Below are 14,941 nucleotides of genomic sequence, written 5' to 3' on the forward strand. Positions count from 1 at the left end.
AATTTGTTGTGTTTCCTCAGGAAAACGGATAAAATATACAGATAGGACAGAGAGAATGTTAGGAGGATCTTATGAAGCGGGAAAAAGCCATACCAGCAGCAGTCTTTGGACTGATTTTTATTCTTGCTCTTGGAATATGGAATTATATTTTGATAGGAAAAAATAATCAGGGTGTCAGTGAGACCAGCCAGGCATCCCTGCCTGTGCTGACCATAAATACCGGAGGAGAAGAGATCAATGAACTCCATGGATATACAGAGTCCGTGGACGCATCTTTGATGAGAGATTCCATCACGCCCATGAAGGAGGATAAATTCCAGGTTTTTATGAAACACGGAAACAGCTCTATTGAAGCGCTGGATTATAAAATATATAAAGAGAATAACCGCTCTGCCCTGGAAAAAGGAGTCGTGGCTTTTCAGCAGAAACAAAGCGGAGCGGCAGCGGACATAAAAGTCAAGAGCCGCCTGGAGTCGGGGAAAACATATCTTTTGGCTCTGTCGATAGAGGAAGACGGGCAAACGATCACATATTATACCCGCATTATTTACGGTACCGATCTGCATTTTGCCGAGTGTCTGAAGTTTGCAGAGGAATTCCACGATGCGACTTTAACAGAGGGAAGCTCAGAATATGTAAAAAAATATTTGGAAGTAAAGGATGGAACTATCACAAATGATCTTTCTTTCGTGGATATTTCTTCTAATCAGGAGGCGGTCTGCTATGCATCACTGAAACCAAAAACCGAGCGCATGTACGCGCCGGTCATCAAAGAGGCCAGCTCTAATGTGACATCGGTAGAGTACAGGTTTATTTTGTCTGCGGAAAACAGTAAAGGGATCAAGCAGTATTATCAGGTAAAAGAATACTTTCGCATCAGATATTCCAAAGACCGGATGTATCTGCTCAATTATGAGCGGACACAGAATGCATTTTTCCGCTATGACGCACTGGACCGGGCAAACAACAGAATACTCATGGGTATCACGCAGATGAATCCCGAAGAACTGATCAGCAGGAACAGCGGGCGGAAAGCGGCATTTGTTCAGGAAAATGAGTTGTGGTATTACGATTATAAAAATGCTTCCATGACAAGAGTGTTTTCTTTTGTAGGAGAAGATTACAGAGATTCCCGAAATAATTATCCGCAGCACGGTATCCATGTGATGGAGATGGATAAAAGCGGTAACATTAAATTCATTGTATATGGATATATGAACCGTGGAGAACACGAAGGGAAGAATGGTATCGGGGTCTATGAATTTGAAGCGGAGAGCGGAAAAACAGAAGAGAAAGCCTTTATACCGGTGAAGATTCAGTTTGAAAATTTAAAAGATGAAATCGAAAAAGGAGCATACTTGAGTGACAGCGGAAAGTTCTACTTTGAGCTGGACGGGGCTTACTATCAAGTTGATCTGGACAGCCGGGAGTCAAAGACCATCGCGAAAAATATCAGCAGCGGCATGGTCGCAGTCTCCGGAACCGGAATGCTTGCGATAACGGAAAACGAAACGGCTATACGGATTATAGATCTGGAAAATAACAAAGAGCATAAGATCCGCTGTGAGAAGGGAGAACGGATCAAACCAGTTGGTTTTGTGAAAGACGACCTTGTGTACGGTATTGCAGATGCAGGGGATGTGAAGACAAGAAAAGACGGTTCCATCCAGTTTCCAATGAAAAAAGTAGCAATTGCCGATGACAAAAATCAGGAACAGGCTAAGTTTGAAAAGAGCGGAATCTATGTTACGGACGCAAGGGTAGACGGAACTGTTGTCGTACTCAGTCCGGCCAGACGCTCAGGAACAGGGTACAAAAGCATGAAAGAGGATTATATCCGCTACAAAGATAAGACGGAGGATAAAGCTTCATTGGAATACGGATACACAAGCGACCGTCTGAATCAGGTATATCTTTCATTCCCTGATTATGTATATGTACAGACCGTTCCGAAGTATCTGACTTCTGCGCTCAGCCAGACTGAGAAAGAGTGCGGCGTATCCTTTGCGGTCAATGAACAGCGGTATAAAAATGCCTATGTTTATGCCGGAGGTTCACTGAAGGGCACTTATACGGATATGGCAAAAGCAATTAAAGAAGCCCAGAAAAATGCAGGGGTGGTGGTCAATTCAAGCCAGCTGTACCTGTGGGAAAAAGGCGTCATGAAAAGCTATGGAAAAGTGGCAAATATCCCAATGGTGAAGGCGGAGTCCAAAGACGAGACCGGAATTGCCTGTGTGAAAATGATCACAGATTCCGAGGGAAAAGATGTCACCTATGGTCAGCTGAAGCGGAGTAAAAAAGATGTTTACGGCATGCTGTATGATTCAATGGATAAAATGGCAGCGGATTACACCGGGTGTAAATTTGAAGACGTCCTCTACTGCATCAGCAAAGGAAGGCCGATCATTGCAAAAAGAGCCAACGGCACATTTATTCTGGTCATGAGCTATAACAATACAAAGATCAGATATTTTGATCCTCTGAAGGAAGAATCTGTTCAGGCGGAACGGTCTTCTATGGAGAGAGAATTTAAAAAGGCAGGCAGTGTATTTTACAGCTATGCGAAATAGAGAAGGTGAGACATGAAGTTTATACACGTTGGAGACCTCCATCTTGGAGCCTGTCCGGAAACAGAGAGGGGATGGGGGGAAGAGCGGAAAAAGGATATTGAGCAGAGTCTCAGTGAAGTCATTGCGCTGGCCAATGAAGAACAGGCAGACTTCCTGTTTCTGTGTGGGGATATCTTTCACAAAAAACCATCCTTGAGGGATTTAAACAGGCTGGATTCTTTTTTGTCCCAGCTGGTATGTACCAAAGTTTTTATGATTGCGGGAAATCATGATTTTATTGACGAAGAATCGGCATATCTGCGATATCGTTTTTCGGCTGATGTGCATCTGTTCACTGAAAGAGAGCTTACGAGAGTATACGAAGAGGCACAGAATACCTATATCTACGGTCTCAGCTATCACAGCAGGGAAATTACAGAGCCTTTATATGATGAGGCAGGGCCCGGGAAAGAAGAAGGGATTCATATTCTGTTAGGGCACGGAGGAGACGGCACACACAGTCCAATAGATTTTCACAAGCTGAAATGGTCAGGATTTGACTATGCCGCGTTAGGCCATATTCACAGACCTGAGATGATATCAGAGGATCTGATCGCCTACGGCGGCAGCCTGGAACCGTTAAACAGGACGGAGACAGGGCGCCGCGGAATCTTTTTGGGAGAAATCACAGACGAAAAGAAGGTCGTCCGTTTCCTGCCCATCAATCAAAAAAGTTATGTGGAAGTACGGGTGGACCTGACAGAAGATATGGATGAACAGGAAATTCTCTGTGCTGCGGAAGAAGAGATGAAGCTGCTGGGGGAAAACCAGATGTTTACGCTGTTCCTTCAGGGCTCAAAAAGAGCAGAAATTCGTCCTGATTTTGATCTGCTCGGAGCAGAATACAGGATCGTGGATATTATTGATAAAACAAGGGGTAGCTGTACAGAAGAATCGTTGCTGGAATCCAACAAAGATAATATTATCGGCGCCGTACTGTGCCGCCTTGAGGGGATGCCGGAAGCGTCGCACTTTGCAGGGGAAGCATTTGAGCAGGCATCCAGGGGATTATATAAGAAGCGCCGGTCAGAAAAACGGGAGAGCAGATCTGCTTTTTATATTCGGAATATTTATATCGACGGTTTCGGGAAATTCTGCGGAAAAGACTTATCCTTTGTGCCTGGATTAAATATTGTATATGGACCAAACGAGAGCGGGAAGACTACAATCAAAGAGTTTATCGTTCATATGCTGTTTGGTTTGGAAAAATCCAGAGGCATTGCGGCGAGATCTGATGCATATACTATATATACGCCGGTTTATGGAGGAAATTACGGAGGCGTCATGGAGATTACAGCGGACGGACATGCCTGGCTGCTTGAGAGAAGGTTCCGGGCGGGAGAAAAGTCTCTTCATCTGTATGATAAAGAATCAGGTGAAGAAGGTGATCTCTCAAAGCTGTATACCCTGAGCCTCGGTGCATATAAGGATTCTTTCTGTATTCAGGAAGGGGACATCCCTCCGTCAGGAAATCTCTCTATGGAACTTACCAACTATACATCCAATCTGACAGGCAGTAATACGGCAGATATAAAAATTGATCTGGCCCTGAAGGCCTTGAAAGAAAAGAAGAGTCTGCTGAGACGAAAAAGCAGAGAGGAATCAATTCTTTTGACAGAGAAGAGGGAGCGTTATTTGAAGGCTCCCGAGTCTGGTGATCAGGGCCGAAAGCCGCGGAGTATCCCGTTGTTTTTGGCAGCTGCAGCTGTATTTGCAGCGGCTGGCTTTGTTCATCCGGGCTTCTTTGCAGGCTGTGCGGTATTTCTGGTGTTATCGGTTCTTTCGGTTCAGTCAGAAAAGAAGGAAACGACAGAACGGGAGGACTTTAAGGAAGAATTAAGAAGAGACTACCAAATTCTTAAAGAACAGACAGACCGTACAGAATATAATATAAATCAGGCAGATGCGGCCATTCAGGCTGTTTTAGATGTCGCCGGGGAATTCCGGGAAAATCTCGGAGAACAGTTTAACAAAAAGGTCAGTGAGATCGTCAGTTATCTTACGGGAGGAGTGTACGAAAAAGTAAAAATTGATGAATCACTGTCTTTTATGGTAAAATATAAAAACAGGTTTATTGATCTGAAGTATTTAAGCGCGGGAACCGTAGAGCAGATTTACCTGGCTGTGAGGCTTGCCGCGGGAGAGATTCTATATCCGAAGGAACCAGTTCCGGTTCTGATGGATGATATTTTCGGCAACTTTGATGATGAAAGGACCCGGAGAGCGCTTGATTATTTGAGCAGGCATTCCGGCAGGCAGCTGATCTTATTTACATGTAAGAAAGAGCTGTTTCATCAGCTGGACCGGAAGAATCAGAAAATCCACTGGATTTCCTTAGAGGAAACCAGAGAATAATGAAAGGTGGAGAATATGGCTGAAGAAACAAAAGAGACAAAAAAAGTCATTTCCAAAGAGAAAAAACCCAAAAAGAAGAAAAAGAAAAGAAAGATTCTTTTAAAGATCTCCATTGTTTTTCTTCTTCTGGTGGTTATCGGCTGGTTCACCATCGGAATGAAAGTCATGAAGCTGAGGGCAGAGGCTAAGGATCTGGTAGCCAACACTTCAGAGCAGACATTTAAGGCAACCCAGACGAGTGTCGTCTATGATACGAATGGGAAGGTGATCACCAAACTGAAAGGTGAGAAGGATGTCTATTATCTGAAGTATAAAGATCTGCCGGTTTATGCGGTAGCGGCAATGATTTCCGTGGAGGACAATAATTTTTACAAACATAATGGAGTAGACTTCAGGGGTATCGCCAGAGCAGCAGTATCCTTTGTTACAAATAAGGGAGAAGTTACTCAGGGAGGAAGCACGATCACACAGCAGCTGGCAAGGACTGTATTCCTGACTCGGGAGATTTCCTGGCAGCGCAAGGTCAAAGAAATGTTTGTGGCATGGGGTCTGGAGAAGGAGTATTCCAAGGACCAGATCATGGAGTTTTACCTGAACAACGTTTATTTTGCAAATGGCTATTACGGAATTCAGGCTGCCAGCAAAGGCTATTTTGATAAGGATGCCAAGGACCTGACCATGTCAGAAGCGGCATTTTTGTGTGCGGTTCCGAATGCGCCGAACATGTATGAACCCTATCATCATAAAGAAAAGACATTGACAAGGCGAGACAAGATCCTCAAAGATATGTATAAGCAGAATCTGATCACCAAATCTCAGAGAGATGAAGCTCTGAGAGAAAAGATCACACTGAAAAAGAAAAAGACTGAGCAGAAAAGAAATTATATTGAAACTTATGTAATTCACAGTGCTACAAAGGCACTGATGGAAAAGCAGGGATTTGAGTTCCGTTATGTGTTTGACTCTGACGAAGACAAACAGGATTACGATGAAAAATATAATAAGTCTTATGCTGAGTGTAAGAGAACCTTATACAGTGCAGGATATCAGATTCATACATCCATTGACCTGAATGCTCAGAAGGAACTTCAAAGCAGTATCGACAATGCTCTGAGCGGATATACGGAGAAGGATAAGAACAAGGTTTACAAAGTCCAGGGCGCCGGCGTCTGTATTGACAATGAGACAGGAAAGGTAGCAGCCATCGTAGGAGGCAGATATCAGAAAAATGCAGGATTAGGCCTGAATCGTGCTTATCAGAGTCCGAGACAGCCGGGAAGTGCAATTAAGCCGATCCTTGTCTATGCTCCTGCTATGGAGAGGGGATATGGACCGGGTTCTATTGTAAATGACAATCCAATGAACCCCAAAGACAAACACAGGGTCCGGAATTCCGGAGGTTCCTATTCAGGAAGTATAACACTGAGGCGTGCATTGGAGAAATCAAGCAACGTGGCTACGATGAGGCTTTACGAGGAGATTGGGCCGAAATCCGCTCTCAGGTATCTGGAAAAGATGAACTTTAAGAGTCTAGATGAAAATGACTATAAGTATTATACAACCTGCCTCGGCGGTTTCACCTATGGAACTACGGCTGAGGAGATGGCCAGCGGATATGCGGCACTTGCCAATCAGGGTGTGTTCAGAGATCCGACCTGTATTGTGAAGATTGAGGACTCTGACGGTGAGACTGTGGTCTCCAATCCATCCAAGAAAAGAACGGTTTACTCAGCCAATACGGCTTCTATGATGAGCAGCGTTTTAAAGAGTGTTATCACCAACGGTACAGGACGGGGGGCAAAGGTTCCCAATGTAGATACCGCGGGAAAAACAGGTACTACAACAGACAACAAGGACGGCTGGTTCTGCGGATATACCCCTTACTACACAACTGCAGTGTGGGTAGGAAGGGATGACAGCAGGGTAATGGCCAACCTGAGCGGTTCTGGTTATCCTAAGACTATCTGGAGCAATTTTATGAATGAACTCCACAAAGAGTTTTCAGGAGGCAAAAAGCTGAATTCCTATGAAGGCGGAGGCGGCACAGACATGCCGGCTACAGGCCAGACAACAGCAGGTACGACAGAAAAGGGAAGTACGAAAGGCACAACCCAGACAACGACTCAGGCGACTACCCAGGCCACAACCCAGGCGACCACTCAGGCAACGACCCAGGCCACAACAGCAGCGACACAGCAGCAGACCGGTGATGACCGGCGCGGTGCCGGAAATGATGAATAAATAAACAAAGGCAGCAGACTTAAAATAATTAGTCTGCTGCCTTTTGCTATACTGCTGATAAGTTTATAAATGATTCTTTTCCAAATATTCTTTGATGCGCTCGGTTGGGTCCAGGAGTTCGCTGATAGACCCGTTGTGGTTCAGCGTATCGATCAGCAGAGCCACATATTTGCTCACGTCTGAAGATACATACCAATCACGCTCCAACAGTTCCGGTGTCTGGTAAGTAAGATTGGTTGTGATAACCTTTTCTATGATACCTTCTTCCACAGCCTTGTCGAAGACATCAAGTCCGTTTGTAAACAGACCGAAGGTAGAAAGACAAAATACACGCCGCGCTTTTCTGGCTTTCAGTTCTTTGGCCACATCGATCATACTCTCTCCGGAAGATATCATATCGTCCAGGATCAGAACGTCCTTGCCTTCCAGGGAAGCTCCCAAAAATTCATGGGCCACGATAGGATTGCGGCCGTCTACGATAGTAGAATAATCTCTGCGCTTATAGAACATACCCACATCGACGCCGAGGACATTGGCCATATAGATGGAGCGCTGCATAGCACCCTCATCCGGGCTGATGACCATCAGATGATCGCTGTCAAAATTGACTCCGTCACACTGCTCAACCAGAGACTTTACAAACTGGTAAGTGGGCTGTACTGTATCAAAGCCGCTGTTTGGAATGGCGTTCTGTACACGAGGGTCATGGGCATCAAATGTAATGATATTCTGTACTCCTAAATGAATCAGCTCCTGAAGCATCATAGCACAGTCCAGAGACTCTCTGGTGCTTCTTTTGTGCTGACGGCTTTCATACAGGAAAGGCATGATGACACTAATTCTCTTGGCTTTGCTGCCGCTGGCAGCAATGAGCCTTTTTAAATCCTGAAAATGATCATCCGGGGACATAGAGTTCTGATGACCGCACAGGGAATACTTGATGCTGTAATTCAGCACATCAACGAGAATGTACAAATCGGTTCCGCGGACAGACTCACGGATGATTCCTTTTGCTTCTCCGGAGCCGAAGCGGGGACAGCCGGCATCCAGCAGATAGCTTTCCTTGTAATACTCATCATATCCGGGCATATTCTGATAGCGGGGGGCTTCATCCCCGCGCCAGCCTGTAATATACTTGTCAATCAGATTGCCAAGGCTTTTGCAGCTCTCCATAGCGATGATGCCAAGATTGCCGTCGGGAAGGGTTTTAAAGTTTCGGTCAGATCGTCTCATTATAAATCTCCTTTGTAGTTTGTTCACTCTTTTTATATCACTCCCGAAGCGATTCCGTCAAGGCTTGCGGGAAAAAGATTTCTTTAAACGGATATCCTCGCCGTATATTTGGCAGATGGTATAGTTCTCAATAATTCTGGAGAAAATCCGTTCCGTATAGCGGTCTTTTAAATTACGCATAGATAAGTTTGTTGAAATAAGTGTTGATTTACCGCTCAGCTGCCGTTCATTCAGGCAGTGAAACAGCTGGGAAGTTATGAAGGCATTGTTAAGCTCTGTCCCCAGATCATCTATAACCAGTAGGTCACAGTGAAAGATAAGCTGGTAGGACATAGGGAGATGATCCTTACGCTTTTGATATGCCTGGGAAGTCAGAATATCAAACAACTGAAATGCGGTCACATAGACACAGGTATAGCCCTTATCCATGATTTCTTTCGCGATACAATGGCTTAAAAAGGTCTTCCCGGTGCCGGTGGAACCGTGCAGCAGCAGGTTTTCCCTGGAAGGAAAATGTCCGATGAAATCACGGCATTTTTTCAGCACGGCATGAATATTCTGTCTCGGAGAAGGACGTCCGTCCTCCAGAAGTTTATCAGAATAATATTGATCATTGAAACGATGAAAATTCTCTTTTTCAAGAATTTGCTGCATATTGGAATCAGAATAGATCAGGCGAATCACAGCCTGACGGAAACAATGGCACTTTTCGGTACCGATATATCCGGTATCTTTACAGTCGGGACAAGTATAAACAGGGTCCAGATAATCCTCAGGATATCCGTGATCTAAAAGAAGCCGGCGCTTTTGGTCAGCCAGCTTCTGATTCTTTTGCCTGCAGATATCCATTGAATTATGATCTTTGGATGCGATCAGCTTTTTTCCCAGGAGAACAGCGTTGTGGGCCATCTCCCGGTCCAGATCCCTCATCTGAGGAATCTGTGCATAGACCTCACGTTTGCGTTCTCTGGAGAGATTGTAGCCGCTGAGCCGGTTCGCCTCGTACATCCTCATGATTTCCTGATATTGTTCATTGGTCAGGGACATCTCAGTCCTCCTTTACAGGGTGTATCTGCTTTTCAAAAAGCTGTTTTTCCAGCTCATCATAGTCATAGTCACGTTCTTCAAAATTGTGGAACTGGTTGTTCGGCTGCGGGGCTGCGGCTTTGGATACAGTACCCGGGCGGCTTTCCAGTTTCTTCACATCATCCAGTGAAACCACATGGTTGTCCTTCCACTTTTTCAGAATACTGTCGGTATACTGAAATTTAGGCTGGCCGATGGAGCGGATCGTGCGGTTGCATGCTTCAATGACGATGCTTAAGTCAAAACCGTCGGTTTTGAGCCAGCGCTTCATATATTCGATCTGAGCCGGTGCGGGCTGGTTATTCAGTCCGAAGGCATGCATGATCTGATAATACTCTTTCTGATAGTTCTGGCAGTGAAGCTTGGCCTCGTCTGCTGTGCGGATGCCCTCCTGATACCAGGCAATCGCTACGGTCTGCATATAGCGGAAATTTTTCTTGCCGTTGGATACACAGTAATCTACTAAGTGTTCGATCAGCTCCGGTGACATCGCAAGGTCATCGTAGAAGTAAGAGAGTGTATTCAGATCATTGGCGGTGAGCGGACGCCCTATGTACATTTCTGCGATATAGATCAGATAAGAAAACTTATCGTCCTTATTTTTCTGGGCCAGCTGTGACGGAGTCAGCGTCCTCAGGGCCGGAACTGCCTTAGCTTTCGCAGCCGGAGCAACGGCCGCGGGTTCCACTGCCGGTACTTTCGCAGGTTTTTCTTTTTCCGGCTCCATGAGATCGTCCGCGTCAATCGTCAGGGCCGTGGAAACGGGGAGCAGTTTGATGGAACGGATCTCTCCGCCATCCATGACCAGGTCCAGGAGATTTTCTTTTTTCCAGTACTTCAGGGCGCGGCAGATATCACGCTCCGTAAGTTCCAGCAAATCTGCCAGACAAGATATATTAAACTTCTGGCCGTTAGAAACCATGCGCAGGAGGTAAATATAAACCTTCACATATTCTCCGTTGGCTTTGATCATGTAGTAGTCTACGAAGGCATTCGGTAATAAAGTTCCCCCTGTCGGGTATGTTGTCGTTACGTTAATACTGCTCATAAATCCATCTCCCTAATATTAGTCAATACGTCTCTTTCTTTAATCTAAAAGAACTATAACGCAGACCGAATAAATTGTAAATAGCAGCTCTTTTCACAGAGTAATCCACAAAATAATTGTGGAAACTGTGGATAACGTGGATAAGTAAATGGAATCCGCAGAAAGACAAGCCTCACTTTAAAAATCTTGATGTGGAAAAAATAAAGAAAAATCCACAGGGAAAGTTATACACAATTGTGTATAACCCTGTGGATAACGTGGATAACTATTTCTTAACTAACTCATTGCCGATAGAATCAACATTTCCGGCCCCCATAGTTATCAACAAATCATTTTTTTTGCATTTTTTTAAAATAAATTCTTCTATCGCATCAAAATCCTTGATATATCGAACGTCAGTACCGGTTTTTTCGATTTTATCTGCTAAGTCTCTGGCGTGGACCATGCCGGTGTCTTTTTCCCGGGCAGCATAGATATCGGTAATGATCACATGATCGCATTGGCTGAGAGCCTCGGCGAACTCATCTAAAAAGGCATTTGTCCTTGTATAGGTATGCGGCTGGAAGACGCACCACAATTCTTTGTGAGGATAATTTTTGCAGGCATTTAATGTTGCTTTGATCTCCGTAGGGTGGTGGGCATAGTCATCAATGACGGTAAAGCCCCCGCAGGTCCCTTTATATTCAAATCTCCGCTTGGCACCGGAGAAGGTCAGGAGACCGGCTTTTACGGTATCTATGGAGAGCCCGAGGAAATCAGCAACGGCTGCGGCAGACAGCGCATTATTAATATTATGCAGGCCGTTCACATTTAATGACAGGGAATCTACAAAAGTTCCTTCTTTGTACAGGTCAAAGTGTCCATGGCCCATAGAGTCATAGGAAATATTTTTAGCCGTATAGGTAAATTCATCGTTATCAATGCCGTAGGTCACATACTTGGCTTTGAGCCCTTCTACGATATAAGAAATGTCATCAATCTCCCCGTTCAGGACGAGCAGGCCGTCTTCCGGGAGCTTATGAGCAAACTTTTTGAAGGAATCACGGATTTCATTAATATCATGGAAAAAGTCCATATGGTCTTCTTCTATATTTAAGATAATGCTGATCTTCGGAAAAAATTCGAGAAAGCTGTTCGTATACTCACAGGCCTCTGTCACAAAGACATTGGAATGGCCGACGCGGATGTTGCCGTCAATAATGTCCAGAATCCCCCCCACAGTGATGGTTGGATCTGTCTCTCCGGCCAGCAGGATGTGTGAGAGCATAGAAGTCGTGGTTGTTTTGCCGTGGGTTCCGGATACTGCCACTGCATTTTTATAATTGTGCATCATTTGTCCGAGCAGAGTCGCACGCTTCATAAGAGGGATGCCTTTCTGCAGTGCGGCTTTGTATTCTTCATTTTCCGGATGGATGGCCGCAGTATATACCACCAGGTCAATATCATCTGTGATATTTTCCGCAACTTGCCCTAAAAAGACTTTGGCGCCTAAAGAACTCAATTTTTCGGTGATATCGGAGGAACGGATGTCGGAACCGGAAACAGTAAATCCTTCTTTGAGAAGGATTTCGGCAAGACCGCTCATGCTGATGCCGCCGATCCCCATAAAATGAATATGAATTGGTTTCTTGAAATCTATTTGATACATAGGAATTCCTAACCTTTCTCTGATTTTAAAAAAAGTGTTTTTTCTATTATAGTGCACAAAAAAATAAGTTGCAAGGAAGGAAATGAGAAACAGGGGGGGTTCGGCAAAAAAGGTGTACAGAATGATGGAAATATCGTCGTATTTTGTACCGCTAAATAGTAAAATACAATAATATCAGCGAAAATATATAATAATATTTGTTCACATTTCACGAAAGAGATGCTATAATAAACATTATCTAAGATAGTATGTACGATGTTGATCCCTGCACAAGCATCAGGATCGGCTTCCAATTTGGATTTTGGAAGGCGGCAGGTGCTTTGTTTTAGAGTATAGATGTTTACAGTGGGAGTCATAGTATGGGCAGAACGTGTTGAGAGTGGGGATATTTTGCGGCACTGAAAAGGGAAGGTGATAGAGTAAAAACGGCCGCACAACAGATCATTAGCTAAAGTTTTGAAAACTAGGAGGAAGACAACATGCAAATTACAGATGTACGTATCAGACAAGTAGCAAAAGAAGGGAAAATGAAAGCAGTCGTTTCTATTACGATCGATAATGAATTTGTAGTACATGATATCAAAGTCATCGAAGGAGAAAAGGGCCTGTTCATTGCAATGCCAAGCCGCAAAGCTGCCGATGGGGAATACCGTGACATTGCCCATCCAATCAATTCGGCAACGAGAAACACGATCCAGACCATGATCTTGGAACAGTATGAGGCCATGAGACTTGGAGATATAGACGCAACTCAGCCGGAAGAGGGAGCAGAGTAAACACTTAATTCTAAATACTATGATTGTCCATAAGTAACAGGAACGGGAGATCCGCCGTTCGCTGATCAGTAGATTAAGACAGTATATAACATGACTTTCAGAGCCATGCCATATGCTGTCTTTTTGCGTTTCAGATAATTTTCTGTTATGCTGTAACAAAAAATCAGAAGCGGGTTAATATATGGATGATACATCAAGAGAAAATGCATTTAATTTGTTATATGACGAAAGTTATGAAGAGATGCTCAAATTTATGAAGGGGTTTTTTTATTGGGACTGGGAGGAGGCCTATGATGTCCTTCAGGAAGTATATCTGACGGCATATGAAAAAATAGAGAGTCTTTCAGAACATGAAAATCCTGTCGGATGGCTGAAACAGACAGCAAAATACAAAACATATCATGTGTTTGAGAAGAAAAATAGGATAGACGAGATACTGACAGACGAGAATATAATGTCATTAAACCAAAAGTTTGAGGACGATTACAGCGGACTGCTGGAAGTGGATCTTAAAAATGTACTCTCGGAAGACGAATTTCGTCTTTTCTATGATTTTTATATGAAAGGATTTACGATCAATGAGCTTGCGGGATTCAGGGACAGCACAGATCAGGCGGTAAAATCAAAACTTGCAAGAATACGAAAAAAAGCAAGGAAACAGCTGTTTATTCTTATTATGTTTGGCTGAATAAAGTCAATTTAAACGACACCTTCGCGTGTTTTTTTGGGATATAGATATGTAACCTTAAAATTCATGTGAAAGGAGCCGAAATGAGAAGGAAAGAATTTGAACAGTTACTAGAGGAAGCAGTTGGGAAATTTGTAGAGGAAATCCATCCAGAGGATATAGAAGAAGAAACATTATCAGAGGATGTAAAAGAAAAAATAAGGTCAAAAATTACAGATATTAATAAGACCCAGAAATAATCCGTAAAAATCGTCGGTTCTTGGTTATGATTCACATATATAAAATTATCTGTTACAATAAATAGAAAATTCACAGAACATAGAACAGGTACAAAGGATGAAAGATTTTATAATCAAGAGATGGGCTTTTGAATGGATTACAGAATTTTTTAAATTCCAATCAGATCAAGAGAAATTACGGCATATAGAACTTATATTAGAATGTATGGAGCCCTTAAAAGATGAAGGTAAACTTGATAAGGAAGCATTCTACTGCGGACATGTAGAAAGAAGAAACTTATTAAAAATAAGAAGAAGGAAGAGGTACTGCTCGATTGCAGCAAAGGCAGCGGTAATTGTTCTTGTATTTATGCTTTCAGCGCAGGTGATATGTTATGCGATAACAGGGAAGTCAATTTTTTGTTATCTGGGTCAGATGAAGGAAGAAACAACGATGATTGAATACGATATTCATGATCCTGATGAACCATCAATATTCCAAACGCTCGAAGAACTCATAAATTATGTTGCATCTCAGGAAAATGGAACGGTTGGAGAATATAAAGATAAACATGTTTCTTCATGGGAAGAGATAAAAGCAATTAGTAATGGTAATGTAATGTATCCACAAAAGATTCCTAAATACTGGAAATTAGATAAGCTTTATGTAAAGGTATTGGGTACATTAGAGGGTCCTTCTTTTGCGACCTACGTAAGTGGTAGAAAAACTTTTTATTATATGTTTGAAGATTGCAGTGGCACTGAGGTTGGAGGTGGTGGGGTACACTTTGGAGAAAAGAAAAAGAAAATAAAAGTATCGAAGCATGCCGGAGGAGAATTTTATATTTATAAAGGAAAATATTCCCTATCAGTTCTGGGATATGTTAAAAAATGTCATATTAATATTGTGGGAGATTTAACCGTAAAAGAAGCGGAGGAAATTATAGAGTCTATTGAATAGAAAAAAGCAAAGGCGATAATTTGGTGTCCGACGGCAGAATGTGGGAGGTACTAACCGCACGTTATTTTAGTGCCA

Annotated in this window: 11 protein-coding genes; 7 read left to right on the forward strand and 4 right to left on the reverse strand. The window is 43.4% G+C overall.

Annotated features, from left to right (window positions below; translation table 11 throughout):
- Positions 1 to 71: 71 nt before the first annotated feature.
- Genes DWV34_RS15870 through DWV34_RS15880 form a run of 3 tightly spaced genes read left to right on the forward strand, consistent with a single transcriptional unit; the run spans position 72 to position 7,208 of the window.
- On the forward strand, positions 72 to 2,573 hold the full coding sequence (locus DWV34_RS15870; RefSeq protein ID WP_118476635.1) for a hypothetical protein: 2,502 nt from the start codon (positions 72 to 74) through the stop codon (positions 2,571 to 2,573).
- Positions 2,574 to 2,585: 12 nt separating this feature from the next.
- Entirely contained in the window at positions 2,586 to 4,967 is a 2,382-nt protein-coding gene (locus tag DWV34_RS15875; protein ID WP_118476636.1) for a DNA repair exonuclease, read from the forward strand.
- 15 nt (positions 4,968 to 4,982) lie between these two features.
- Entirely contained in the window at positions 4,983 to 7,208 is a 2,226-nt protein-coding gene (locus DWV34_RS15880; protein ID WP_006568005.1) for a transglycosylase domain-containing protein, read from the forward strand.
- A 63-nt stretch (positions 7,209 to 7,271) separates the two neighbouring features.
- Here DWV34_RS15880 and DWV34_RS15885 read toward each other — a convergent pair whose 3' ends face one another.
- The 4 genes from DWV34_RS15885 to murC all read right to left on the reverse strand — a co-directional run bounded on the left by DWV34_RS15885 (position 7,272) and on the right by murC (position 12,223).
- Positions 7,272 to 8,441, reverse strand: coding sequence for a ribose-phosphate pyrophosphokinase (locus DWV34_RS15885; protein WP_009291251.1), 1,170 nt, complete (start codon positions 8,439 to 8,441; stop codon positions 7,272 to 7,274).
- 57 nt (positions 8,442 to 8,498) lie between these two features.
- A complete protein-coding gene (locus DWV34_RS15890; RefSeq protein WP_118476637.1) occupies positions 8,499 to 9,488 on the reverse strand; it encodes an ATP-binding protein in 990 nt (329 codons plus the stop codon).
- 1 nt (position 9,489) lies between these two features.
- Positions 9,490 to 10,575: a DnaD domain protein gene (locus tag DWV34_RS15895; RefSeq protein WP_009291253.1), complete on the reverse strand. Its 1,086-nt coding sequence runs from the start codon at positions 10,573 to 10,575 to the stop codon at positions 9,490 to 9,492.
- A 265-nt stretch (positions 10,576 to 10,840) separates the two neighbouring features.
- Entirely contained in the window at positions 10,841 to 12,223 is a 1,383-nt protein-coding gene (gene murC, locus DWV34_RS15900) for a UDP-N-acetylmuramate--L-alanine ligase (RefSeq protein WP_009291254.1), read from the reverse strand.
- A 479-nt stretch (positions 12,224 to 12,702) separates the two neighbouring features.
- Between murC and spoVG the strand changes: the two genes are divergently transcribed.
- The 4 genes from spoVG (at position 12,703) to DWV34_RS15920 (ending at position 14,866) form a co-directional block, all read left to right on the forward strand.
- The gene (gene spoVG, locus DWV34_RS15910; RefSeq protein WP_006567998.1) at positions 12,703 to 12,999 is read left to right on the forward strand and encodes a septation regulator SpoVG; all 297 of its coding nucleotides are present in this window, start codon (positions 12,703 to 12,705) and stop codon (positions 12,997 to 12,999) included.
- 181 nt (positions 13,000 to 13,180) lie between these two features.
- Positions 13,181 to 13,687 (forward strand): RNA polymerase sigma factor, encoded by a 507-nt coding sequence (locus DWV34_RS15915; protein ID WP_009291256.1) that lies wholly within the window; start codon positions 13,181 to 13,183, stop codon positions 13,685 to 13,687.
- A gap of 83 nt (positions 13,688 to 13,770) precedes the next feature.
- Entirely contained in the window at positions 13,771 to 13,926 is a 156-nt protein-coding gene (locus DWV34_RS17445; RefSeq protein WP_187115107.1) for a hypothetical protein, read from the forward strand.
- Positions 13,927 to 14,023: 97 nt separating this feature from the next.
- On the forward strand, positions 14,024 to 14,866 hold the full coding sequence (locus DWV34_RS15920; RefSeq protein WP_118476638.1) for a hypothetical protein: 843 nt from the start codon (positions 14,024 to 14,026) through the stop codon (positions 14,864 to 14,866).
- Positions 14,867 to 14,941: the final 75 nt, after the last annotated feature.

Source organism: Anaerostipes sp. AF04-45 (assembly GCF_003461725.1).
GTDB lineage: Bacteria > Bacillota > Clostridia > Lachnospirales > Lachnospiraceae > Anaerostipes > Anaerostipes caccae.